This window comes from Kribbella polygonati (assembly GCF_050320105.1).
In the GTDB taxonomy this organism is placed as follows: Bacteria; Actinomycetota; Actinomycetes; order Propionibacteriales; family Kribbellaceae; genus Kribbella.
This window is the reverse complement of sequence record NZ_CP190129.1, coordinates 631020-654731: the sequence shown is the minus strand read 5'-3', so window position 1 is coordinate 654731 and position 23712 is coordinate 631020. Positions and strand designations below refer to the sequence as shown.

Here is a 23712-nt window from a genome sequence, read left to right as displayed (position 1 = left end):
GCACCAAAGCACCGGACTCGCGTCCGTCACGGAAATGTCAAAAACCTCTCAGGCTCCTGCCAGACTCGCCCGAGCGAAGGGGTTGTCCGACCTCAGACCGCCCGCACGCTCGCCCGCGCCCGGCTGTCGGGGGCCAGCACCGCGAGCAGGTGCGGCGCGTCGATCAGCGCGACACTCGCGTTGTCCAGCAGGCGCGGATGCAGCGCGTACACTTCCGCCCCCGGCCGGGCCTCCAGATCTCCGGTGAGCACGGCAACGAACTCCGCACCGGCCGCCGCGTCCACGTCCCAGGCCCGATCCGGCTCCAGCCGCGCGGTCACCCGGCGCGCGAACGCCGCCAGTTCCTCACCCGCGCCACGCCGGTACCCGACGACGGACCCGTCCGCGCAGCGGACCACGATCTCGTCGGTCCGGGCCGCCGCGTGCCAGCAGCAGATCTCCCACAGGCTGACCCGGTCACCGGAACCGTGGACCTCCTCGAGCGTCGCCGCCATCAGCCCGAGCTGGCCGGCGTACCGGGCGATGTCGTGGCCGTACCCGGCGGCGCTCAGATTCACGTCGTACCAGCGGAGCTCCTTCGTCTGCAGGTCAACACCGAACGGGAGCAGGATCTTCGCCGGCCCGGCCAGGTCGAACCGCTCCTCGACGGCGGCCGGATCGAACAGCCCGGACGGCTGCCGCAGCATCCCGGCGAACCCGCGCTCCAGCTCCTCGAACGGTACGTCGTTGTAGCTGAACACGACCGGCAGCAGGTACCGCCCACCGACCCGGCGCACCGCCCGCAGATCGACGTCCACGAACTCCGTCGAACCGCCCGGCCCCGGCGCCGACGTCAGATCGCCGGAGTGCACCAGCGCGTCCTCGTCGAACCGCAGCCGGGTGTAGTCGCACAGCCCGGCGAAACCCCACTCGTCGTCGAACACCGCGACCGACAGGTCGAGATCCACCCGCCGGCCGGCCGGCTCGACCCAGTGCAGGAACAGCCGCAGCAGCTCGTCCTGCGGGATCGGCGCCGCGCTCCCCCGCGGCATCCGCAGCAGGCTCGCCGACGCGCCGCGCTCCGAACCGGGCGCCGCCAGCCGGGTCAGCTCCTCGTCCAGGAACGCCCGCCGCCAGCGCGGCAAACCTGTTGCCCTGCGCAACATCTCACCGGTGAGTACGCCGGACAGCTCGGCGGCGAGGTCGGCCGGCAATGGCTCGCGCTCGTCGACCGCGGTCCAGATCCGGGTGGTCCCACCGCGCGGGAAGAACAGCCGCAGGTCGCCCGGCGGCGTCCGGACCTGCCCGAGCGCGGCCGTGAGGACGACCGGCGACACGTCCGAGACGGCGGTCGTCAGCGCGTCGACAAGGGCTGCGTGGTGCTCCGGCGGCAGCGCCCGGGCCAGCTGCACAAGTCGCCGTACCAGCTCGCCGGGACGCTGCCGGAGCAGGTCGAGCGCCTGATCGGGACGCCCGTACGTGAAGGCGCCCTCGACCCGCGAGCCGAACGTGGTCAGCACCAGCCGCCCGTCCGCGACCCGCACCAACGGATGCCGCGCCGCCTCGCCGGCCACCGCACGTCCGACGGCGGTGCCGAGGTCGAGGTCGGTACGGCGCAGAATCGCGAACGCGAGCGCGGCGACCGGGTAACGGGTCGCGAACTCGAACGGGTGCAGGTTCTCCCCGATCCGCTTCCACGCGCGCTCGTGCCGGAACAGGTCCTCCACCAACTGCTCGACCGGCATCCGGTCCAGCCGCTGGAGCAACAGCCGCCGCGTTGCCCGAGGCAACGACTTCCGCCGGGCCGGTGGCGTTCGGAGACCGGGGTCGGCGTCCATCAGCGCGTAGCTCAGCCGCAGTACGTCGGTGGCCGTGTCGGTGCGGTCGATCAGCGCGGGATCAGCGGCCAGGAAGTGCGCGATCACGAGCGCCCGGGTCTCGCGGACCGGGATGTCGTCGGGCAGCCAGGCCGCGCTGGCGCCGTCGAGCAGGATCCGCAGGTCCGCGCGATCGGCCGCGGACAACGGGGATCGCCGGGACAGCAGCCCCTCGATCGTCTGGCGCAGGGAGTCGGCGGTGGCCAGCGAGAGCAGCCGCAGCCGGTCCGAGCGGACATGGACCTCCGCGTCCTCGTCGACCGACGGGCGGAGGAACGGGTCGTTCGGGTCGATGCGCCGCAGGCAGAGCGGGCAGGCGCTGAAGTCGGCTCCGTCCCAGCAGGTGCGGCAGACCAGGTGCGCGCACGGCGAGACCGCATGCACGGAACTGGTGTCGCCGCACAACACACACGGCTGCTCGGGCTCTTGGAGCAGCCGTGCGAAGACCCTGTTCACATAGAAGGTCTCGGTGTTGCCCGGAACGCTCTCCGGGAACCCGCGGAACAACGGTGTGTGCTCGGTGTCGAACCCGGACTCGGCGTCGAGCAGCTCCAGCAGCGCATTGCCGAACCCGGCCAGCGCAGGCGCCGACAGCGAGGCGCAGTACCGGTACAGGCCGACCGACAGCAGCAGCCCGCGCTGGATCAGATCCGCCTGCAACGCCGACAGCCCCGCCTGGATCGTCAACGGCCGCCGCAACCACTGCCAGGCGGACCGCCGTACCGGCGGGGTCAACGCCGTCGCATCGACCAGCCGACGCCGACGTAGCAGCACGGCCGCTGGTTGATCGGGCATGGGCGTCTCCCCCGTGGGCGTTCAGGATGAAGGCGCCAGGGGCGGAGAGCGGACGCGCTACTTGCCTGGTGAAGGAGAAGGAAGCACGTCCAGGAGCCGCCCCTGGCACTGAGAACGCTACCGGGCGCCACCGACAGTTCCTGGATGGCCTATGCCCCGACAAAGAAGAGCTCCGGTGGCAGGGTCGGGGCCGCCCCGCCCAGACCCCGCCACCGGAGAACACCAGAGTAGAACGTTCATCCAAATCTTGCTCCACCGGGTCCCCGATCTGACCAAGATTTGGCACTGATGCGCCGCGACTCCGTCGCCTTGCTCACAGTCAGGAGGTGTGAGACCACGGAATGTGGTTAACGTTCAAGGTATGACCGGTGGGGTGATCGAGCGTGCGCGCTGGCGGGACGTCTTCGGGCATGCGGAGTTCCGGGCACTGTTCCTGGCCGGCGTACTGTCCGTCGCAGGCGACCAGCTCGCCCGCGTGGCACTGTCCGTCCTGGTCTTCGACCGCACTTCGTCGGCCGGCCTGACAGCTCTCACCTACGCCCTCACCTACATCCCCGACCTCCTCTTCGGCCCCCTCCTCTCCGGCATCGCCGACCGCTACCCCCGCCGCACCGTGATGATCGTCACGGACGTCGCCCGCGCCATCCTCGTCGCAGCCATGGCGATCCACGCCCTCCCCCTGATAGCAGTCATCGCCCTGCTCATCGCACTACAGGCCTGCGGCTCACCCTTCAACGCGGCGCGAGCGGCGACGCTGCCCGCCGTACTGCCCGGTGACCACTACGTTCTCGGCAAGGCCGCGAACGACATGGTCGTGCAGTTCAGCCAGGTCCTCGGGTTCGGCTTCGGCGGCGCGGTCGTAGTGGCCGTCGGTACGTCGGGCGGACTGCTGCTGGACGCGGCGACATTCGTGCTGTCGGCCCTGCTGGTCGTCTTCGGCGTGCACCGCCGGCCGACGCCTAACGGTGGCCAGACGAGCCATGGCACGAATGCGCCAGCCACGAACTACTTCCGCGACCTCGCGGCCGGCTTCTCGCTCGTCGCGCGTACGCCGCAGCTCCGGACGCTGGTGCTGCTCGCGACGATCGCGGGCTTCTACGTGACCGTGGAGGGCCTGGCCGTCCCGTACGCGCACGAGATCGGCCGCGGCACCACCGCGGCCGGCTTCCTGCTCGCCGCCAGCCCCGCCGGCGCCGTACTTGGCATGTGGCTCATCACCAAGTGGCAGCCGGAGCAGCGTTTGCGGCTTCTCGGGCCGCTGGCGGTCCTTGCCTGCGTGCCGCTGGTGTTCTGCATCGACGCGCCCGGACTGCTGCTCTCAGTGGCCCTGTGGGCGCTGTCCGGGCTGGCGTCCGCGTACCACCTGCCGACCAGCGCTGCGTTCGTCCAGGCAGTGCCGGACGCGCAGCGTGGTCAGGCGTTCGGGGTCGCGAGTACCGCACTGAAAAGCAGTCAGGGGATCGGCATCCTGCTCGCCGGACTGCTCGCCGACCGTTGGTCGCCGTCGGTGGCGGTGGGCACGATGGGGGCCATCGGTACCTGCGCGGCCCTGCTGGCGGGCAGTGCCTGGGCACGTGCCCGCCGGGCAGCGAACGAAATTCCCGCCAATTGAGCCGCCGGAGATCCGCGCAAACATCTCCCGATCGGCTCGGTAAAATGTCGGTAAAGAATTTCACATCACCATTCGTTGCCGCCGCGGAACCATTCGTTGCCGGGCTCGCGGAGCCACTCGTTGCCACCCTGGAACCACTCGTTGCCGGTGCCGGTGAACCACTCGTTGCCGCCGCGGAACCACTCGTTGCCGGTGCTGATCTTCGCCATGGTGCAGATCCTTCCTTCGTCATCCCAGGGGATGAAACAAACGCGGGCCGGTGCTGACCTCGCGTGAACAGGCAGTTACTATTCAGGAATAACCGTTCAGGTCGATCCTGGTGAGGCCACAATGATTCTGATCGGTCGGAGCAATTTGGTGCCACCCCGGCAGTGGAAGCTCTGGTCGCTCCCCCGTCCCGCGTTGCTGTACGTGCTCGGGGTCGATGCGGTCGCGATCGTGATCACCGTCCTGTCTGCCGGATCGACGATGTCCCGGGGCGTCGGCCACAAGGAGTGGCTGGCCTGCGGCGTGCTGACGGCCGCGTCCATCCTGCACCTGGAGTCTGCCCGCGGGATCGAGCGCCGACGCGAGATGGCGGCCAACACCTCGCCGTACACGAACCTCAAGAGCCTCTGGGTGTTCGCCGGGCTGTTGCTGCTCCCGCTCAGCCTGGTGGTCGCGCTGGTCGTGATCTCGTACAGCTACTCCTGGATCCGGGTCTACGGCCGGACGATCGCGCATCGCAAGGTGTTCTCGGCGAGCACGTTCATCCTGGCCAGCGCGGCAGGTGCCGCCGTACTGCGGGCCGGCGGCCTGCTGCACGAGCCGCGCGTACCGACCGGCCCGTGGCCGTTGCTGGTCGTGCTGGCCGCGGCAACCACCTGGTGGCTGCTGAACTTCGCACTGGTCATCGGAGCGATCCTGTTGTCGTCCCCGGACGCGACCGCGCGTGGTGCGCTGGGCGATCTGGCAGACCAGCTCGTCGTGGTCGCGGGCCTCGGGCTCGGCGTAGCGGTCGCCGCGCTGCAGGCCTCGTACCCGTGGGTGGTTCCGATCCTGATGGTGACCGTGCTGACGTTGCACCGCGATCTCCTGCTGCCGCAGTTCCAGCGCGCGGCGGGTACCGACGCGAAGACCGGGCTTGCCACACCGGCGTACTGGGCCAGCGCGGTGCCGGCGGAACTGGCCCGGGCGCAGTCGCTGCGGAGCACTGTCGGGCTGCTGATGCTGGATCTCGACAAGTTCAAGGAAATCAACGACACGTACGGGCACCCGGCCGGTGACCAGGCACTGCGGGCGGTGGCGGAGAGCATCCGCGCGGAGGTCCGCCAGGGCGATCTGGTGGCCCGGGTCGGCGGCGACGAGCTGGCGGTCCTGCTGCCCGGCGCGTCCGAGGGCGAGGTGCTCGAGGTGGCCGGCCGGATCCGCGACCGGCTCAGCACGCTGAGCGTGGCGGTGGAGACCACGAGCGCCAGCAGCACCGTGATCACCGGCGTACCGGCGTCCATCGGCGCGGCGGTCTACCCCGAGGTCGCCGAGACGATGGACCAGCTGATCCTGGCCGCCGACAACGCACTGCTGAGCGCGAAGCGGGACGGGCGGAACAAGATCGTCACCGCCCGGCCCGGTATCGCCGATCGTGCAGACGAATCAGTCGCCGACTGACACCGCCGGCAGCGTCGCCGAGCTGCTGCGCGAACACCGGCGTACCGCGGGCCTGACGCAGGCCGCGCTCGCCGAACTGGCGGGCCTCAGTGAGCAGGCGATCAGCCTGATCGAACGCGGTACCCGACGCCGGCCGCGCCGCCAGACGCTGGACGCGATCGGCAAGGCACTACAGCTGGATGCCGCGGCCACGGCAGCGTTGATGCGTGCTGCCAAGCAACAGAACGCGGTACGAGCGACCGGACCGCCACAGGTACCGCAGGAGGTCCCCTCCGCGCCGGCTGACTTCACGGGCCGCGAGGAGGAGCTGGAACGGCTGCTGTCCGTACTGTCCACCGTTCCCGAAACTCCTGACACGGTGCCGATGTTCGCGATCAGCGGCATGGGCGGTGTCGGCAAGACAGCGCTGGCAGCGCGGGCCGCGCACCTCGCAGCACCGAGCTTTCCGGACGGGCAGCTCTACATCGATCTCCGTGGCTACGGGCCCGGCGACGCGGTCGAACCGCTCGCGGCCGCGGGACAGCTGTTGCGGTCGCTCGGCTTGCCTTCCGCGGCCGTACCCGACGACGTCGACGGCGCGACCGCGCTGCTGCGTAGCTGCCTCGCGAGGCGGCGCGTGCTGCTGGTTCTGGACAACGCGAACAGCGCAGCGCAGGTGGCACCGCTGCTGCCCGGCGCGCCCGGCCCGACGGTCGTGATCACCAGCCGCCGGGCGCTCATCACCCTTCCCGGGTGCAGCCAGATCGGCCTGGTGCCGCTGCCCGATTCGGCGACGGTGGAGTTGCTGTCCACGGTCGCCGGCGCCGCGCGGATCGCGGTCGACAGCGACGACGCCCGGGAGATCGCACGGCTGACCGGCAACCTGCCGCTCGCCGTCCGGCTGGTGGGAGCCCGGCTGGCCGCGCGCCCGAACTGGCCGGTCGCGTACCTCGTCGAGCAGTTGCGCGACGAACGCAGACGGCTCGACCAGCTCGGCTCCGGCGAGTCCGGCGTACGGGCGAACATCGCCGGCTCGCTCGAGTTCCTGGCCGCGAGCGACAGCGCACTGGACCGCCGGGCGGCGGCAACGGTCGACTATCTCGGGTTGCTCAGCAGCGCCGAGCTCATCACGTTGACGGCCGCCGCACTACTCGACGAGCCGGTGCACCAGGCCGAGCGATCGTTGGAGCGCCTGGTCGATCTCAACCTGCTCGAGGCGGTCGCACCCGGCCGGTACCGCCTGCACGACCTGGTTCTCACCTTCGCTCGCGAGCGCGGGCTGACCAAGCTGCCGGAACCGCTCCAGCGAGCAGCACTCGACCGGCTGCTCCAGCTGTACGTCGATATTGCTTGGTCATGCCAACGGCTGACCCATCACCACAGCCGGCGGCTCGCCCTGGCCGGATCCGCGTCCGACCCGGTCGGATTCAGCGACGCGGGTGCCGCGCTGGAATGGCTCGACGGTCAGCAGGCGAACATCATCGAGGCGTTCGGTCAGGCGCGGCGGACGCCGGCGCTGCACGGCCGGCTGCCCGAGCTGGCGCTGGCGCTGTTCGGGTACCACGAAGCCCGGTCGCGCTGGCCCCAGATGCGATCGATCATCAGCGCCGCGCAGGAGGTGACCGGTGACCAGCACCGCCTGCTCGCGGCCTGGCTGCAGCACGACCGCGCCATCCCGGACGTCGAACACCACGATCTGGACTCCGGTGAGCGGCATCTGCTCCGGGCGCTGGAGCTGTTCGAGGAGCTGGGCGACGCCGTCGGTCAGGCCAGGTGCTGCTCGTCGATCAGCTACGTGTACAGCATCCAGGGCCGTCTCGACGAGTGCCTCGTGTGGACCGAGAGGACGCTCGAACTCAGCCGCACCATCGGGGACCCGAACGTCGAAGGTCTCGGGCTGCTGATCCGCGGTACGGCGCTGGCCAAACAGGGCCGGCACGACCTGGCCAGGTCGTCGTTCGAGCTCAGCGTCGGCATCGCCGAAGCCCGGCTGAACCAGCGGTCGCGGGCCAAGCGGTACGGCATGATCGGCCACGCGTACCTGGCCGCCGGACAGGTCGATGACGCCGCGACCGCGCTGGTCCGCGGGTTCGAGAGCTTCGCCGCGTCCGGTGACGAGAACGGTCAGGCGGAGATGCTGCTGCGGCTCGCGAGTCTGGAACTTGCCCGTGACAACGAATCCGCGGCTTCCCGGTACGCGACCGCCGGCCTGGCCCACGCCCGCGCCGGGGCCGACCGGCACCGGGAGGGCGAACTGCTGCTGGTCACAGGCCGGATCGAGTACGCGCGCGGACGCCTGCAGGAGGCCCGCGGCCGCTGGCAGGAGGCGGCCGAACTGCTCCGCGTCTATGCCCCGCACGCGGAGCAGCAGGCCACCGATCTCCTCAAGCTGCTCGACTAGTCAGCGGATCCGAATCAGCGCCTTGCCGCGCAGTGTGCGGTTTTCCAGGGCTTGGTGGGCCTGTGGGAGTTGGGCGAGGGGGTAGATGCGGTCGATGACGGGGCGGAGGTCGCCGGCTGCGGCGCGGGTGAGGACGTTGTGGGCGGTGACCTTGGTGGTGGTGGAGTCGGCGCGGAGGTCCATGATGCCTTTGACGGTGATGGCGCGGCGTTCGGCGGTGGTTGGGTCGATGGGGGCGAAGCCGCCGCTGGGGGCGCCGTGGGCGGAGAACCAGCCGCCGTCCTTGGTGACGGTGAAGGCGGTGGCGCCGAGTTCGCCGCCGGCGCCTTCGAAGACGATGTCGGCGCCCTGGTTGCTGGTTGCCTCCAGCACCAATTTCTCCCAGCCCGGTTTGCTGTAGTCGATCAGTACGTCGGCGCCTTGCGCGCGGCTCAGTGCGAGCTTCTCCTCGCCGCGGGCGGCCGCGATCACGTGGGCGCCGGCCTTGTGGGCGAGCTGGATCAGGAGCAGGCCCATGCCGCCGGCGGAGGCGGTGATCAGGACGTTCCGGCCGGTCATCGAGGGCGCCAGCTCCTCGAGCATCAGCGCGGTGAAGCCGTCGCCGTACACCGCGACCGCGGTCCGCAGGTCGAGCTCCGGCGGCAGCTCGACCTCGGGGGTCAGTACGGCGAGTTCGGCGTGGCCGCCGAAGCCTTCCGGGCGGCCGACCACTGACTTGCCGATCCAGTGCGCCGGTACGCCGGGGCCGACCGCGCGGACCCGGCCGCCGAGGTTGCTGCCGGGGACGTACGGCGGCTCGACGTCGAAGAACTTCCCGTGGCCGCCGCGCCGGATCGCGGTCTCGACGAAGATCAGGTCCGCGAGCTCCACCTCCACGAGCACCTGCCCCGCCGCGGGCTCCGGATCCGGCACTTCGCGGATCTCGATCACTTCCGGACCGCCGAACGCGGTCACCACTGCTGCACGCATCGCTGTTCCTTCTGGTCGGAGGTCTAGAGCGTGCAACCTCAACTTTGGTTCAGGTCAAATTCTGTCCCTGACGCCAAGTACTCTGCGGGGCATGTTCGACGCCGTGTTCGTGCCTGCCGATCCGCCGCGCGCGGGCCGGCTGGCGCTGTACGGCGATCTGTCCGGCGAGACCGCGGACGGCAGCGTCGAGCTGGTGCTCCCGCGCGGTACGGCGGTCCGCCGGACGACCGTGCCCGCGCGGCTGCTGTCCATGGACGAGGTCATCGGCCGCCTGACCGAGCCTGAGGGCGACGCCTCCCGGAGCTGGGCCGCGTGGCGGGCGGCCGGACTCGCCGGGCTGGTGCTGATCGGCCGCGGGCGGCTCGTGCCGGACAAGAGCGCACAGGGGTACGGCGCGTGGCGGGTGGCTCCGCTGGACCCGATCGACCACGCGTGGCTGCGGAACCTCGGCGCCGCGATGCCGGCGTACGGGCATGCGCTTCCGATCGCCGGCACCCGGCCGGTTCGGCTGGTGGAGCCGGAGCAGCTGATCCGTGCCTTCTGGGACGCTCTGGCCGACTCTCTCGTCCGTACTCCGGCAGCGGCCGTCGCGGTTCGCCCAGGCGCGGCCCCGTTCGCTGCCGTCGAACCCGTTGCGCTGCAGGGGTCGACGACGTGGCTGGACGAGACGGCGTTGGCCGAGCAGGCGGGGACCCGGCTGGTGCTGCGGATCGAGCCGCCCGAGACGGCCGAGGACTTCCGGGCGGTGCTGCAGCTGCGCAGCGGCCTGGATCCGAGTCTGCTGGTGGACGTCGCGGACCTGTGGAACGCGCCCGCCGCCGTACTGACCGCCCTCGGCGAGCGCGCGGAGACCGACCTGCTGCTGGCGCTCCGACGCGGTGCCCGCGTCTGGCCACCGCTAGGTACGGCGCTGCGGGACGCGGCGCCGGAGGACATCCCGATCGACGACGCGGCGCTGGAGGAGCTCGCGGAAGGCAGTCCCGAGCTGGAAGGCGCCGGCATCGAGGTGCTCTGGCCGACCGAGCTCTTCGCCGGGCGGCTCGCGCTCCGGGCGAGCGCCGCGACCCCCACGCCCGGCGCCATCACCGGCCCCGGCTTCAACCTGAACGAGCTGGTCGCGTTCCGCTGGCGCCCCACCCTCGACGACCAGGACCTGACCGAGGCGGAGGTCGCCGCGCTGGCCGAGGCGAAGCGCCCGATGATCCGGATGCGCGGCCGCTGGATCCGCGTCGACCACGACGTCGTACGGCGCCTGCGCGACCGGTCCACGCGCACGCTGACCGGCGCGGAGGCGCTCGGGGCCGCGCTGACCGGGACGATCGACGTCGACGGCGAGCTGGTCCCGTTCGACGCCGACGGCTCGCTTGCGCAGCTGCTGGCGAAGCTCCGGTCGGCCGACGAGCCCGCGCCGTACGTCGAACCCGTCGGCCTGCGCGCGACCCTCCGCGACTACCAGCGCCGCGGCGTCGCGTGGATGGCGCAGCTCGCGAACCTCGGCCTCGGCGGCTGCCTCGCCGACGACATGGGCCTCGGCAAGACGATCCAGGTGATCGCGCTGCACCTGCAGCTCACGGGCCGCGGGCCGACGGTCGTCGTCTGCCCGTCGACGCTGCTCGGCAACTGGGAGCGCGAGTTCGAGCGGTTCGCCCCCGACGTACCGACCCGCCGGTACCACGGGACGGGTCGGACGCTCAGCGATCTCGCCGCGGACGAGGTGGTGCTCACGACGTACGGCGTGGTCCGCCAGGATCACCGGCTGCTCGGGGAGATCGGGTGGGGCCTGGCCGTCGCGGACGAGGCGCAGCACGCGAAGAACCCGTTGTCACGGACCGCCCGCGCGCTGCGGACGTTGCCGTCGGCAACCAGGATCGCGTTGACCGGTACGCCGGTGGAGAACCGGCTCTCCGAGCTGTGGTCGATCCTCGACTGGTCGGCGCCCGGACTGCTCGGCACGCTGGACCGGTTCCGCCAGGACGTCGCCGTACCGGTCGAGCGGTTCCACGACGAGGAGGCGACCGCGCGGCTGGCCCGCGTGACGCGGCCGTTCCTGCTACGCCGGCGCAAGAGCGACCCGGGGATCGCGCCGGAGCTGCCGCAGAAGACCGAGCACGACGTCGTCGTACCGCTGACGACCGAGCAGGCGACGCTGTACCAGGCCGTCGCGAAGGAGACGCTCGCGAAGATCGAGGAGGCGTCCGGGATCGCGCGGCGCGGGCTGGTGCTCAGTCTGCTCACCCAGTTGAAGCAGGTGTGCAACCATCCGGCGCAGTTCCTGCACGAGCCGGGTCCGCTGGAGCGGCGGTCGGGGAAGCTCGCCGCGCTGGACGAGCTGCTCGACGTCATCCTGGCCGAGGGCGAATCGGTCCTGATCTTCAGCCAGTACGTCGAGATGTGCCGGCTCATCGAGGCGCATCTGGCGGCGCGGCAGGTGCGGACGCTGTTCCTGCACGGCGGGATCGGGGTGCGGAAGCGCTCGGAGATGGTGGAGCAGTTCCAGGCCGGCGAGGCGCCGGTGTTCCTGCTGTCGTTGAAGGCGGGCGGCGTCGGGCTGACGTTGACGCAGGCGACCCATGTCGTGCACTACGACCGCTGGTGGAACCCTGCGGTCGAGGACCAGGCGACGGACCGCGCCTACCGGATCGGGCAGGACCGGCCGGTGCAGGTGCATCGGCTCGTCACCGAGAACACCCTGGAGGACCGGATCGCGACCGTGATCAACGCGAAACGGGACCTCGCGGACGCGGTCGTCGGCTCGGGTGAGGCGTGGCTGAGCGAGCTGTCCGACACGGAGCTGACCGAGCTGGTGGAGCTGTCGACGGGGCCGTCACGGTCGGGGTCCGCGAGCGCGTACAACCCTTCTGCCGTGGGGAAATTCGATGGCTGACGAGGATCGCACGCCGTGGCAGGGCTGGCGTCGTAAGGGTGAGGATGCCGGGTTGCCGGCTGCTCGTGGTCCCGGGAGCCGGCGGTCGTTCGGGGCGACGTGGTGGGGGCGGGCGTGGCTGGAGGCGCTGGAGCAGCGGGCGCGGCTCGATCCGGGACGGCTGTCGCGTGGTCGGTCGTACGCGCGGCGCGGAAGTGTTCTGGAGCTGACGGTGAGCCCGGGGCAGGTCGAGGCGGTGGTGCAGGGCAGCCGGGTCACGCCGTACCAGGTGACCGTGCGGATCCGGGCGTTCTCCAAGGCTGAGTGGGATGCCGTCCTGGAGGTGGTGTCGGCGCAGATCGGGCGAGTGGCGGCACTCCTCGACGGAGAGCTTCCGCCGGAGGTCGTGGACGACGTACGGGCGACCGGGCTGGACCTCCTGCCCGGCGCGGGCGAGGTGCTGACGAACTGCAGCTGCCCGGACTTCGCCGTACCGTGCAAGCACTCCGCCGCCGTCTGCTACCTGGTCGCCGACACCTTGGACGACGACCCCTTCGCCCTGCTCCTCCTCCGAGGACGCCCGCGAGCCGACCTCCTCACCAACCTCCGCGCCCGCCGAGGCGGCGGCGGACCTCTCCCAACACCTCCCCCCACACCCGCCCCCGCCGGCATCCCGGCCATCGCCGCCTTCGCCCGCCACCTCCCTCGCGGCACCGATCCCCACCCCGCAGACCCGCCGGCCACCCCCGCTGCCGGGGCCGATCGCGGCACCCCCGCCGACCCCGCCACCTCCGCTTCCGGGGTCGATCGCGGGACCCCGGCCGATCGCGGGACCCTGGCCGAAGGCGTGGATCGGGTCGCCGCGCCGGTTGCACCGGTCGCGCCGGTCGTGCCGGTCGTGCCGGTCGCGCCGGTCGTGCCGGTTGCACCGGTCGTGCCGATTCCGGTGCCGCCTCGGCCGTTGGGGGCGCCGGGGGTGCCGGCGGCGGTGAAGGTGCTGGATCCGCCGCGGTCCGCCGGGGTCGACGTACGGGACCTGGTTGCCCTCGCCACCGACGCCGCTCGCCGCGCGTGGGAGCTCGCGTCCGGCGACTCCCCTGACCCGCTGACCTTCGAGCAGGACCTCGCCCGCCGCGCCGCGGCAGCCCTCGGTACGCCGGAACTCGCCGACCTCGCGCACCGCGCCGGCATCCCCGCCCGCCGCCTCACCACCTGGGCCACCGCCTGGGACCACGGCGGCCCCGGCGGCCTCGCCGTCACCGTCGACGCCCCACACGACGTCGCCCCCGAAGCCCTCACCGAAGCCGTCACCGCCCTCCCCGAAGCCACCATCGAGGCCAACCACGTCACCGCCGGCAAACTCCAACTCCGCCTCGGCAAGGACAACCTCTGGTACCGCTTCGACAACCAGTTCAACGACTGGACCCTGACCCGCCCACCCGCAGCGGACCCCAATGACCTCCTCTGAAGGAACCACCATGCGCCGCCGAGCAACAATCACCGCAGTCCTACTTCTGGCATTACTCGGCTGCGACCCCCACACCACCAACCAGACCGCACCCACCCCAACCGGCAACCTCTGCGAACGCGTCCGCCTAACCCTCCCCGGCACCTGGACCACCGAGGCCGCCGAGTACCGTCCAGCAGCACCCCTGTCCGAAGGCTGCACTCTGGTGGATCCAGCACAGGCAGCACACCGCATCCGCGTACTCGTCTCGATCCTGCCCGTGACAGCCGCGCAAGCAGCCAGGTTCCGCAAGGCCGACGAAGTCTCGACGGCAGCAGGCGGTTACGCCGCGAAGGTCGGCGACGGTGGGATGGGCGACGGTTCCTGGGCGCTCAACCCGGCAGCGGCTGCCCCCTGGCTCGTCTTCCGCGCCGACGGTCGCCAGGTCCGACTCACCGTCGAGAACTCAGGCGCCGGCACGATGCACGAACTCCTGTCGATCGCCCATGCCGTCACCAGCCTCGCCGGCGGACTCCCCGCAGGACATCCCACGGTCGTCCGGCCGGAGTGCACCCCCGGCACCGTGGCCGCCGAACGGATCCTCGGTACGAAAGCCGTCCTGCGACGGGACGCCCTGGTCGACAATCACCTCACCTGCGAGTGGGGCTCGGCGACGCGTACCGTCGCAGCCTTTATGGGCGCCGACAGCGCGACGGACTTCGGTCTGATCAAGCAGGCGGCAACCGGCGGGCTGGCGCATCGCGTGACCGTCGGCGCCGAAGGCTGGCAACAGGACGACGGCTACCTGATCTTCAGGACCAGCAGGGACGCTTACGTGACAGTCGTCTCGCTCCCGTGGGACGAGATGCGGCCGAAACCGATCGTCGAGTTCGCGCGGGCGATCGCTCCGGCCTACTCCTGATTGTTGCGGGCGGCAACGAAGGCCTGGGCTATCCGGGTGATGAGGTCGTACGGGATCGGCTTGTTCAGCGGGAACTTCAGGGTGCCTTTGCCGGAGATGTACGGCGTGAGGTCCTCGTCGATCGGCGGGATCGGGTAGAGGGCGATGTGGGACTTCCAGGCGCTGAAGTGCAGGAGGCCGGTGCCGTCGAGGGTGATGGCGGGGATCTGGTATCTGATCTTCTCCCCCGCGCCCGGTACGGCGGCGTGGATCGTACGGCGGACCTGCTCGAGGATCTCCCGCACGTCCGGTGGGAACGATGCGATGTACTCGTCAACGGTGTCGGCCATCCGGCTATCCTGCCGCGCTCAAGGGCGTGAACGGCATCGGCTCCGGCACCGGCGCGCCGTCCCACGGTTCGCCGAGCGGCGTCGGCCGCCACTTCCACGACTCCGGCGCACCCGCCGTACGACCGGTCAGCCGCAGCAGCTCCGGCCACGGCTCGTCCACCACCCGCGGCTCGTGCGGGAACAGCCGCGTCAGCACCCGATCGCAGAGCTCAGCAGGCGGCTCAAGCACGCAGCCCAACCCCTCGGCCAGGTCCTGTCCGTGCACCAGCCACTCCACGCACGCCATCCCGGCGAAACCCTCCGGATCGCCGATCCCCCACGGATGAAAGGCCCGCGTCCGCGCCGGACTCGCCCGGACGACCAGCGCCAGGATCCGCCCGGCCGCCTCGACGAAATCCAGTACGCCGGCCGGCGGCGCGAGCGGCTGCGCCTGCGCGGACCAGCGGACGTACTGCGTGCGCGCACCGACCGCGAGCTGCGACGCCCAGTGCAGGTTCGCCTGCCCGATGTGCTCCGCCGTCTTCCGGCAACTCCACTCGATCGACCCGGCGGGTACACCCCAGTCGGCGTCCACCGCCGGCCGGAGCGCCTCGACCACACAGTCGGTCGCCGTCTCGACATCGTCTGCCGTCAGCACAGAAATGCTCCTCTCGACACCCTCGAGTCTGCAGGCTCGGGAAATCGAAAACCAGTCTGTTGCGCGGCGCCCGTTCCTGTATTAGATAGAAGGAGAGCGGCGTAACGCCGTCTGCTCCTCCAGGGCGGCGATCAGGTGTTCGGCGATGGTGGCGTGGCCGGCGACGGACGGGTGAACCTGGTCGGTGCAGTCGTCCTCGGTGATCCAGCCGGTTGAGACGACGCAGATCAGGTTCGGGTCGTCGAGGGTCTTCACAGCGGCCTGGATCGTCTCCGCGTGTTTGCCGTTGAACGGCGTCAGCGACACGATCGTGGTCGTCGGGTACGCCGCCCGCACGCGGCGCACGTAGTCGGCGTACTCCTCGATCTCCAGCGTCGGGTCGTTGACGCCGAGGTTGATCACGACGACGTCGGACGGCTCGACGCGTTCGGCGCGCGAGCCGGCGAAGTTCCAGCCGAACGAGTTGACGCCGGCCGGCACCTCGCCGTTCCCCGGCTTGCTGATCCCCTGGCTGCCGAACCCGACCTGGTACGACGTGGCGCCGAACGCGCGGGCGGTCAGGTACGCGTACGACGTCGTACCGTCCGCGCCTTCCGACTCCGAGTGCGTGCTCAACGAGCGCACGCCCTGCGTGATCGAGTCGCCGTAGAACTCCAGCCGCGGACCGCCCGGCCGCCCGCTGAGCCGGAGCACCGACCTCGAGTCCAGCACGAGGCCCGCGAAAACCACCGCGCACTCGAACGGCGGGTTCCACCGGTTCGCGTGTTCGTTGACGTCCTTGACCACAACCGACATCTGGTGCCGGCCGTCGGGCGCTGCGAGCTCGATGACCGGCTGGTCGACAACATACAGCGAAGGCTCGTTGTCATCGACGGTTATCCACAGGTGCGGGGCGACCGTGAGTCCGTCGGTGTCGAAGAGCAGTTGCAGCCGCTCACCGGCGTACGAGAAGGAGATCCGGGAGCCGGAGTTGACGGTGATCGCCACGCCGGGCTGGTGTCCCCACTGTCCCTCCAGGACGATGCGCGGATCGGACGGGGCGACGACCTCGCCAGGTTCGAACGGCACGGTTTGCTCCTTCTCGTCGACGGAGCTGTCATTGTGCCAACGAAGTCACCACCCCTCCTTCCGGGCCCGCGCCTCGAACAGCAGGATCCCGGCGGACAGCGCGACGTTCAGCGAGTCCGCCTGGCCGAGCATCGGGATCGACACCGCGTCGAACCCCTGGTCGTGCCAGGCCCGGGACAGCCCCGAGCCCTCGGAACCGACCACGAACGCGGTCGGACCGTCGTACCGCGGAACCCGGTACGTCCCGGTCGCCGCCGGGTCGGCGAGGTGCACCCGGAAGCGGTGGCTCCGCAGCCAGGCGGCCGCGGACGGGATGTCGTCGAACTCCACGATCGGCGTCGAGAGCACGGTGCCGCGGCTCGCCGAGTACACCGCGGGGTGCGTCGGGCGGGCGCGGCGGCTGGTCAGGACGAGGCAGTCGGCGTTGGCGGCGTCCGCCGTACGGATCAGGGTGCCGAGGTTTCCGGCGTACTCGACGCCGTCGGCGACCAGGACCAGCGAGTGGTCCGAGAAGTGGAAGGTCTGCGGGCGCCATTCGGGGACCCGGGCGATCGAGAGCAGGCCGTCGGAGCGGCTCTTGCGGGACAGCCGGGCGAGCAGCTTCGCGGAGATGCGATACACCTCCTCGGCGCGGGCGGCGTACCGGTCGACGTCGGGGATCCCGGCCTCCGGGCACCAGAAGAACGCCTCGATGGTGGCGGTCGTGGTCAGCAGGCGGTCGTGTTCCCACGTTCCTTCGACCATGATCCGGCCGGGCGAGCCGTCCTTGCGCAGAACGAGCAGGTCTCGGACACGGGGGTGCTGCGCGCCGATGGGGCGGGCAGAAGGATGCACAGTCATGTGCAGGCTCCGTACGGAGAGAATCAGCAAGCGCGCCGGGGACACGACGGTCCACTCCGGCGGGGCGACACCCACAGGTGCCGTGGTACAGACGCGGCCTTCCCGACCGCATCAACCAAGGATTCTCATCACACCCGGATCGTAAGCACCCCCACCACCCCCGTCACCCGGTTTTCAACCCCACCTCCCCCTCTCCTTCACCACCTCCCCCTCACCCCCTCTCCTTCACCACCTCCCCCTCACGACGTCTCTCCTTCACCCCCCTCTCCTTCACCTCCTCCCCTCCCCTTCACCACCTCCCCGTCCCTCCTCACCACCTGCCCCCACACCACCTCCGCCACCGCCTTCTTCACCACCGCCTCCTCACCACCGCCACCCGTCACCACCATCTCCCCTCCACCACCGCCCCCTCACCACCACCCCCTCACCACCACCCCCTCAGCACCACCCCCTCACCACCACCGCCTCACCACCACCGCCTCGTCACCCCCCTTCACCCACACCACCCCTCGCGACACCCACTCGCCACCTCGCGCTTCGCCGCCTGCTCGGTTGTCCACAGGTGGTGGGTGGGTGGGTTTTGGTCTGTCGGTGCGGATGGTTAGAGTCCTTTTCTCACGGGAGGGAGTGCGGATGGACGCGACATTGCTCGACGCCGAGGCCGAAGCCGCGGTGCTGCGCGTCTACCGTCAGGTGTTCGCCGTGCTCGCCCGCGAGGCCGGCGCGATGATCGTCGACCCCGAGCTGCTGGACGTCGACCAGGCGATCCTGGACGCGTTCGCCGAGGCCGGCAGCGACGGCCTGACCGTCGAGCAGGCCACCCTCGCCTGCCGTGCGTATCCGCACGACATGATCGTCCGCCGCTTCGACCTCCTCCGGCAGTACGGCGCGATCACCAAGCTCGTCGACCGGCCGAACGAGCTGCGCCACCGCGCCGCGTTCGCGCCGTACGTGATGCTGATGTTCCTGCGCCGGATGTCCGTCCAGGGCGGTCAGGCGGAGCTGCATCAGCTGCTCACGCTTGAGGCGCACAGCGTCAGCGACCCGCAGGCGACGGCCGACGACGGCAAGGCGTCCGTGGAGCGGCTGACCAAGGTGTTCCGGCTGCTCGGCAACGAGCTGGCGATCCTGGTCTCGACCAGTACGACGGCGCAGCTCCGGGAGAACGCCCAGCTCGCGTGGGGCAACGAGCGCCTGATCGAGCAGGCGGAGAAGGTGCACCGCCTGGTCCTCGGCCGCTGGCCGGAGCTGCATCGGGACTGTACGTCGCTCCGCATGGCCCTCGCCGCGTACGCCGACGCCGTCCAGCTCGCCGCCGGCCGCCTGGTCGAGCGCGCTGGTACGACGCGGGCGCTCGGGCTCCTGCCGATCGAGACCTGGCTGACGTTCACCCGGACCAGCGAGCCCGAGACGCTGGCCGGCGTGCTGGACGGCCTGCTGTTCGACGCCGCCGCGCCGGACTTCTCCGCGCAGACGATGGTCGAGGCGGTGGAGACCGGACGCCGCAGCGGTACGGCGCGAATGGCGCCGCCGCGGCCGACCGCAGACCAGGACGCACCGGAGTCGGCCGCCGCGACCGACCGGGAGGACCTGCGCCGGGAGGCGGAGCGGGTGCTCGCGGGACGCCTGTCGGTCGACATCGTCGAGGTCGTCGACGAGGCGGGCGACTGGATCACCGCGCGCCGGGTGCTCGCCGAGCTGACGGCGGCGCACCTGCACGACGAGCTCGACTACGAGCTGGTGTGGTCCGACGGCATGCGCATCGACCCGAACGCCGGTACGCCGTGGGCCACTGAAGGCGTGTTCCGCCGGGTGGTCTCGTGAGTACGGAGGCCGTGGAGCGGCGGCTGTACAACGCGCTCTGGTGGGCGAAGGTCCAGTCCGCCGGACCGATCGAGGTCGACCCGGACACGCCCGCGGTCGCCGGCCTGACCCGGGCGTCGTCGGCCGAGGGCGTCTGGCTGGTGCCGACGCTGCCGTCCGGCGCGGGCCACAGCGTGCTGGAGGAGCTCGGCGCTCCCCCGGTCCCGGTCGAGCTGCCGAACGAGACCGCCCGCCTGCTCGCGATCTGCGTCGCCTGCTGCTGGACGGACCGCAGCGCGTCGCCGTGGCCGGGCGGCACCGGCACGATCGCGCAGGTCAGATCGGTGTACGCCGGGATGCGCGGCCGCGCGGAGCAGCCGAGCGACATGACGTTGATCATCGGCAGCCTGCGCCGCCTGCACGCCACGCACTGGCTGCGCTGGGACGAGACCGTCGGCGAGGTGCGCCTCGGGCCGCGCGTCGTCACCTGGACCGCGGCCGACCTGTCGACACTGCGGGACCTCTGCCGGCATCTTCCCGATCCACCTGCGCCGGTGGTGTCGGATGACTGACCACCACGCCCTGTTCGACCCGCTGCTGCAGGACCTCAGCGACCGGTCGCGCGACGAGGTGCTGGCCGCGTTCAGCGCGGTGCAGTACGCCGCCCATCCGGTCGCCGAAGTACAGCTGGCCGGCCTGCGCGACGTCACGCTCCGCCGCCAGGTGCAACGGATGCTCAAGCTCATCGGCCGCACGCTCGTCCACGTCGACGGCACCCACTGGACCGCGGGGTACGACGACGACATCGCGGCCAGCCTCGCCGCGCAAGGCTGGCAGCCGCTGTCGGTGATCGACCGCGCGGTGCTCGTCCTCGTGCTGATCCACTCGGTCGCGATCCCGCGCAGCGAAGGCATCCTCACCGGTGACAGCTGGAAGTCCGCCCGGCCGACCACGGTCGACGAGCTGCGGACGACCCGGATCAGCGGCGAGGAGCGGCGGCTCGCGCTGCAGCGGTTGCGCGCCGCCGGGCTGATCCAGCTGTCCGGCGACCACTCGGGCGGTCCGTCGTACATTCCCGGTCCGCAGTTGCAGCGGCTGACGCCGGCCGCTCGCCGCCGCCTGCAGGACCAGCTGATCCTCGCCGCCGCCCCGGCCAGCCCGATCGCCGAAGCCATCCGCGCCCGCCACGGGGTCCCTGTCGAAGTGGGAGAAGAAGCATGAGTGACGACGGGCCGTTCGACATCCTGGGCTCGAAGGTGCTGCTCGGGGTGCAGGTCGTCGACCTGTCCCGGCTGTCCACGCACCCGATCCCGATGATCGGCCGCGGCCTGATCACGGTCGCCGGGCAGGGCCCCACCGACTCCAACGGCGCCGGCAAGTCGTCCTGGATCGCCGCGCTCAGCCTGCTGCACGCGGACGACCAGTGGCGGCTGACCAGCGGCGCGCCGGGCGCGGCGGAGCTGCTGTTCACCGCGGAGGCGGCCGGCCAGGAGGGCAACTGGTCGAACGTCGACCGTGGGTACATCGTCGGCGTCTTCTCCGACCCGGACCTGACCGACCTCGACGAGATCGAGGCCGCCGCGGTGACGGTGTGGATCCGGATCAACCGCAAGGCGTCGTACATCGACCTGCGCTGGAAACACGGCCTGCACATCCCGTACGGCGCGACCGAGGCCGAGCGCGCCGCCGGCGCCGACGCCCTGTGGGCCGCCCTCCCGCATTCGAACGGGCGCACCGACTTCCACGCGAACAAGCTCTCCCAGGTGCTGTACGGCGGACAGGTCCGGTGCGTCTCGTTCCTGTCGACGTCGGTCCGGTCCAGCCCGACCGCGAACCTGCTCGCCGAGCCGCTGAACGAGCTCGGCCCGGCGCGGATCTTCAACGCGATCGCGACGCTCACCGGCCTCGACCACGAGCTCGAGCAGGAGCAGGCGCACCGCTCCGCCGAGCACACGCAGCGCGAGGCGACCAAGCAGGCGACCACCGACCTGCAGCGCTGGGAGCAGGAGATGGCGACGGTCGAGGCCGGCATTCTGCAACGTGCCGCGGCCCGCGAAGCTCTCGCCGCGGCGAAGGAATCCTGGCAGGCGCGTTCCGCCCGGCACCTGATCGATGGGTCGGCGCGGAACACCGAGATCCTCCAGGAGATCACGGCGCTGGACGAGCGGGCCGCCGAGCAGGAGGCCCGGAAGGAAGCGATCGAGACCGAGATCGACGCGTTCGGCAACGAGGAGAACCTGCTCCGCGACGTACAGCTGACCCGTCAGGAGCGGGACAAGCTGGACGCCCGCGACCGCGAGCTCGACCTCGCGCAACGTTCGGTGCGGGAGCAGTTGGAGCGCCTCGGCCAGGAGCACCGGCGGCTGCTGGACGCGGGGCGTTCCGCGGACGGCCGGGATCTGGCGGCGGCCGGCGAGGAGCAGGACGAGGCCCGCGCCGTGCTCGAGGAGCACATCGGCCGGGACCACGCGGCGCGCTCCGCGGTCGACCACGCGACGGCGGAACTGCGCGAGGCGGAGAGCGGTCAGACCGTGTCCGCGCCGCAGCAGCAGGTGCTGGAGAACGCCGGGATCGAGTGCGGCGCGCTCACCGACATCACCGAGCTGCCCGCCTCCGACCGGGCGGAGTGGGAGCCGCGACTGGCGCCGTACCGGGAGGCCGTCGTCATCGACTCCGGCGACGCGACCGTTGCAGCGACCGCGCTGGCCGACGCCGGGTACGCCGGGTTCCTGCTGGTGCTGGCGAATCGGCCCGGTGCCGAGGCTTCCCGGAAGCGCGGGCCGAAGTCGGCGGACAAGCGGTTCGTGCTGGACGCGTTCTTCGCGGCGATCGGCGAGCGCGCGACCAAGGACAACATCGACGACGTCGCCGGCGTCGTCGCGGTCGGGCAGTTCGACGAGCCGATCACCGGCCGGACCGCGCGGATCGAGGCGGCCCGCCGTCGCGTGGAGGCCGCGGTCGAGACCCGGACGCAGGCCTCGGCCGCCCTGGAGCAGGCCCGTTCGCGCGTGGGGCAGGCAGAGCGCCGTACGGCGGCCGCCCGCGCGCTCGCCGATGCGGAATCGGTGCAGGAGCAGATCCTCGCGCTCCGCGAAACCGTCGACCGGCACGAGACCGACCGCGACTCGCTCGCGCCGCAACTGCAGGCGGCGAAGGAGTCCGCCGAGACCGCTGCCGGCCAGCAACTCGTCCGCGACGAGCGGCTGAAGAACCTCGAAGCAACCCGCCGCGACCACAACCGGATCCTGGACGAGCTGACCGCTCGCCGGCTCGCCCTCCGCGAGGAGCAGAGCGCGCTCGATCTGACCTCGCGGACGACGACGTGGGGCGGCACGCCCGAAGAGGCCGAGGAGTTCCTGCTCGCACTGGCAGACGACGCCCAGCGCCGTACGACCGCCGACTGGAACCATCAAGCCTGCACGCAACTGGACGACGTGATCCGGCGCTGCTTCCCGAGCGCGCGCTCCCGCGAGGAGATCCCGGCCGAGCTGTGGGAGATCCTGAACGGCCCGGACGGCTGGACGGCCGGCACACTCGGCGACCGCGTCGGCCTGGTCCCCGCACTGCACCGGACGCTGAGCAGCCACCTCGCGCAGCACGAGACGTTCGACAGCCTGCAACAACAGCAGATCGCCAGCCAGCGCGCCGAACGGAACGCCGCCCTCGAACGCGCCCGCGAAGGTCTCGACGAGGCGGAGAGCACGGCCCGCGCACACCGCGCCTCGCTGGCCGACGGCATCAAGGCCCGGCTGCGGCTGGTGTCGCAGGAGTTCGACCGCCTCGACCAGCAGTACGGCGGGTACGGCGCGAAGCTCGAGTTCCCCGAGCCGGATCCGCCTGCGGAGCCGGACAAGCCGTGGCGCTGGACGGTCACGCCGAAGTGGCGCCGTTCGGAGGGCGGTCCGTTCTCCGCGTTCAACGTGAAGGGCAACACCGCCCAGATGGACGAGAAGGCGGTGAAGCTGGTGTGCGCGGCGGCGCTCGCCGGCGGCTCGGACCGTCCGCTGCTGCTGATCCTCGACGAGCTCGGCCGCAACCTCGGGTCGCAGCACCGGCGGGAGGCGGTGGCGCTGTTCGAGCAGATCGGCCGCGACCGGAACATCACGGTGATCGGCGCGCTGCAGGACGACATGGAACGGTACGCGCTGGCCTCGTCCCGGCTCTACGTGAAGCTCCGGCGCAGCTCGGACACCATGCCGTACAACCAGGCGCCGGTGGTCAAGGGCAACGAGGACAACTCGGCCCGGGTGGAGCTGCTCCGCGAGTGGATGACGTCGTACCGCGGCTCCACCCCGACCCTGGAGCTGGCGTCGCCGACACTGACGTAGCTTGACACTTGTCCAGATTTCGACACGTGGTTACCAAAAGCGGACCCCGGTGCAGACCTCCGACCTCCGGGTGCAGCAGTATGGTCCGGTGACTTTTCCGGAGAGCCGCCGTACCCGCGTGCAGCGAGTGCACGGAGCTCTGGTCAAGCGGTCGTATGACGGCGTACCGTCGCCAGCATCCCCGCCGAAACGGCCGCCTCATGATCGGAGGGCGTG

The 23712-nt window shown here is 71.1% G+C and carries 18 protein-coding genes; 10 read left to right on the top strand and 8 right to left on the bottom strand.

Annotated elements, in window-relative coordinates; all coding sequences use genetic code 11:
• Positions 1-92 precede the first annotated feature (92 nt).
• Positions 93-2651: an MXAN_6230/SCO0854 family RING domain-containing protein gene (locus ACQHIV_RS03065; RefSeq protein ID WP_427891421.1), complete on the bottom strand. Its 2559-nt coding sequence runs from the start codon at positions 2649-2651 to the stop codon at positions 93-95.
• A 361-nt stretch (positions 2652-3012) separates the two neighbouring features.
• Here ACQHIV_RS03065 and ACQHIV_RS03060 point away from each other — a divergent pair, with 361 nt between their 5' ends.
• Positions 3013-4263 carry an MFS transporter gene (locus tag ACQHIV_RS03060; protein WP_427891420.1) on the top strand — a complete coding sequence of 417 codons (1251 nt, stop codon included), beginning with the start codon at positions 3013-3015 and terminating at the stop codon, positions 4261-4263.
• A gap of 65 nt (positions 4264-4328) precedes the next feature.
• Here ACQHIV_RS03060 and ACQHIV_RS03055 read toward each other — a convergent pair whose 3' ends face one another.
• Positions 4329-4472, bottom strand: a complete 144-nt coding sequence (locus ACQHIV_RS03055; protein ID WP_427891418.1) for a hypothetical protein — start codon at positions 4470-4472, stop codon at positions 4329-4331.
• 121 nt (positions 4473-4593) lie between these two features.
• On the opposite strand from ACQHIV_RS03055, the gene ACQHIV_RS03050 reads away from it, so the two are divergent.
• On the top strand, positions 4594-5910 hold the full coding sequence (locus ACQHIV_RS03050) for a diguanylate cyclase (RefSeq protein ID WP_427891416.1): 1317 nt from the start codon (positions 4594-4596) through the stop codon (positions 5908-5910).
• Complete coding sequence (locus tag ACQHIV_RS03045; protein ID WP_427891414.1) at positions 5885-8290, top strand: helix-turn-helix domain-containing protein; 2406 nt, start codon at positions 5885-5887, stop codon at positions 8288-8290. The genes ACQHIV_RS03050 and ACQHIV_RS03045 overlap by 26 nt, the downstream gene beginning before the upstream one ends.
• On the opposite strand, the gene ACQHIV_RS03040 is transcribed toward ACQHIV_RS03045, so the two are convergent.
• Entirely contained in the window at positions 8291-9259 is a 969-nt protein-coding gene (locus tag ACQHIV_RS03040; protein WP_427891412.1) for a zinc-binding dehydrogenase, read from the bottom strand.
• A 91-nt stretch (positions 9260-9350) separates the two neighbouring features.
• Here ACQHIV_RS03040 and ACQHIV_RS03035 point away from each other — a divergent pair, with 91 nt between their 5' ends.
• From ACQHIV_RS03035 to ACQHIV_RS03025, 3 genes are read left to right on the top strand one after another with little or no spacing between them, the layout of a single operon-like run.
• Positions 9351-12143, top strand: a complete 2793-nt coding sequence (locus ACQHIV_RS03035; protein WP_427891411.1) for a DEAD/DEAH box helicase — start codon at positions 9351-9353, stop codon at positions 12141-12143.
• Positions 12136-13590, top strand: a complete 1455-nt coding sequence (locus ACQHIV_RS03030; RefSeq protein ID WP_427891409.1) for an SWIM zinc finger family protein — start codon at positions 12136-12138, stop codon at positions 13588-13590. Before ACQHIV_RS03035 ends, ACQHIV_RS03030 begins: the two co-directional genes overlap by 8 nt.
• Positions 13591-13600: 10 nt before the next feature.
• A complete protein-coding gene (locus ACQHIV_RS03025; RefSeq protein WP_427891407.1) occupies positions 13601-14491 on the top strand; it encodes a hypothetical protein in 891 nt (296 codons plus the stop codon).
• Here ACQHIV_RS03025 and ACQHIV_RS03020 read toward each other — a convergent pair.
• The 5 genes from ACQHIV_RS03020 to ACQHIV_RS03000 all read right to left on the bottom strand — a co-directional run bounded on the left by ACQHIV_RS03020 (position 14482) and on the right by ACQHIV_RS03000 (position 17754).
• Positions 14482-14820 carry an iron chaperone gene (locus ACQHIV_RS03020; protein WP_427891406.1) on the bottom strand — a complete coding sequence of 113 codons (339 nt, stop codon included), beginning with the start codon at positions 14818-14820 and terminating at the stop codon, positions 14482-14484. The genes ACQHIV_RS03025 and ACQHIV_RS03020 overlap by 10 nt on opposite strands.
• A gap of 4 nt (positions 14821-14824) precedes the next feature.
• Entirely contained in the window at positions 14825-15457 is a 633-nt protein-coding gene (locus ACQHIV_RS03015; RefSeq protein ID WP_427891404.1) for a maleylpyruvate isomerase N-terminal domain-containing protein, read from the bottom strand.
• A gap of 81 nt (positions 15458-15538) precedes the next feature.
• Positions 15539-16525, bottom strand: a complete 987-nt coding sequence (locus ACQHIV_RS03010) for a GDSL-type esterase/lipase family protein (protein ID WP_427891402.1) — start codon at positions 16523-16525, stop codon at positions 15539-15541.
• Between the two features lie 45 nt (positions 16526-16570).
• Complete coding sequence (locus tag ACQHIV_RS03005) at positions 16571-17365, bottom strand: TrmH family RNA methyltransferase (RefSeq protein ID WP_427891400.1); 795 nt, start codon at positions 17363-17365, stop codon at positions 16571-16573.
• Between the two features lie 239 nt (positions 17366-17604).
• Entirely contained in the window at positions 17605-17754 is a 150-nt protein-coding gene (locus tag ACQHIV_RS03000) for a hypothetical protein (protein ID WP_427891399.1), read from the bottom strand.
• Between the two features lie 244 nt (positions 17755-17998).
• Here ACQHIV_RS03000 and ACQHIV_RS02995 point away from each other — a divergent pair, with 244 nt between their 5' ends.
• The 4 genes from ACQHIV_RS02995 to ACQHIV_RS02980 are packed head-to-tail and all read left to right on the top strand — an operon-like array spanning position 17999 to position 23496.
• On the top strand, positions 17999-19189 hold the full coding sequence (locus ACQHIV_RS02995) for a hypothetical protein (RefSeq protein ID WP_427891397.1): 1191 nt from the start codon (positions 17999-18001) through the stop codon (positions 19187-19189).
• Positions 19186-19740, top strand: coding sequence for a hypothetical protein (locus tag ACQHIV_RS02990; protein WP_427891395.1), 555 nt, complete (start codon positions 19186-19188; stop codon positions 19738-19740). Before ACQHIV_RS02995 ends, ACQHIV_RS02990 begins: the two co-directional genes overlap by 4 nt.
• Positions 19733-20389, top strand: a complete 657-nt coding sequence (locus ACQHIV_RS02985; protein WP_325037819.1) for a hypothetical protein — start codon at positions 19733-19735, stop codon at positions 20387-20389. The genes ACQHIV_RS02990 and ACQHIV_RS02985 overlap by 8 nt, the downstream gene beginning before the upstream one ends.
• Positions 20386-23496, top strand: a complete 3111-nt coding sequence (locus ACQHIV_RS02980) for a chromosome segregation ATPase (protein ID WP_427891393.1) — start codon at positions 20386-20388, stop codon at positions 23494-23496. Before ACQHIV_RS02985 ends, ACQHIV_RS02980 begins: the two co-directional genes overlap by 4 nt.
• Positions 23497-23712: the final 216 nt, after the last annotated feature.

Bases quoted from the DNA above. Each gene is read 5' to 3' on its own strand.
- ACQHIV_RS03065 (WP_427891421.1), bottom strand. From the start codon at position 2,651: ATGCCCGATCAACCAGCGGCCGTGCTGCTACGTCGGCGTCGGCTGGTC.
- ACQHIV_RS03060 (WP_427891420.1), top strand. From the start codon at position 3,013: ATGACCGGTGGGGTGATCGAGCGTGCGCGCTGGCGGGACGTCTTCGGG.
- ACQHIV_RS03055 (WP_427891418.1), bottom strand. From the start codon at position 4,472: ATGGCGAAGATCAGCACCGGCAACGAGTGGTTCCGCGGCGGCAACGAG.
- ACQHIV_RS03050 (WP_427891416.1), top strand. From the start codon at position 4,594: ATGATTCTGATCGGTCGGAGCAATTTGGTGCCACCCCGGCAGTGGAAG.
- ACQHIV_RS03040 (WP_427891412.1), bottom strand. From the start codon at position 9,259: ATGCGTGCAGCAGTGGTGACCGCGTTCGGCGGTCCGGAAGTGATCGAG.
- ACQHIV_RS03035 (WP_427891411.1), top strand. From the start codon at position 9,351: ATGTTCGACGCCGTGTTCGTGCCTGCCGATCCGCCGCGCGCGGGCCGG.
- ACQHIV_RS03030 (WP_427891409.1), top strand. From the start codon at position 12,136: ATGGCTGACGAGGATCGCACGCCGTGGCAGGGCTGGCGTCGTAAGGGT.
- ACQHIV_RS03025 (WP_427891407.1), top strand. From the start codon at position 13,601: ATGCGCCGCCGAGCAACAATCACCGCAGTCCTACTTCTGGCATTACTC.
- ACQHIV_RS03020 (WP_427891406.1), bottom strand. From the start codon at position 14,820: ATGGCCGACACCGTTGACGAGTACATCGCATCGTTCCCACCGGACGTG.
- ACQHIV_RS03005 (WP_427891400.1), bottom strand. From the start codon at position 17,365: ATGACTGTGCATCCTTCTGCCCGCCCCATCGGCGCGCAGCACCCCCGT.
- ACQHIV_RS03000 (WP_427891399.1), bottom strand. From the start codon at position 17,754: ATGGTGGTGACGGGTGGCGGTGGTGAGGAGGCGGTGGTGAAGAAGGCG.
- ACQHIV_RS02995 (WP_427891397.1), top strand. From the start codon at position 17,999: ATGGACGCGACATTGCTCGACGCCGAGGCCGAAGCCGCGGTGCTGCGC.
- ACQHIV_RS02985 (WP_325037819.1), top strand. From the start codon at position 19,733: ATGACTGACCACCACGCCCTGTTCGACCCGCTGCTGCAGGACCTCAGC.
- ACQHIV_RS02980 (WP_427891393.1), top strand. From the start codon at position 20,386: ATGAGTGACGACGGGCCGTTCGACATCCTGGGCTCGAAGGTGCTGCTC.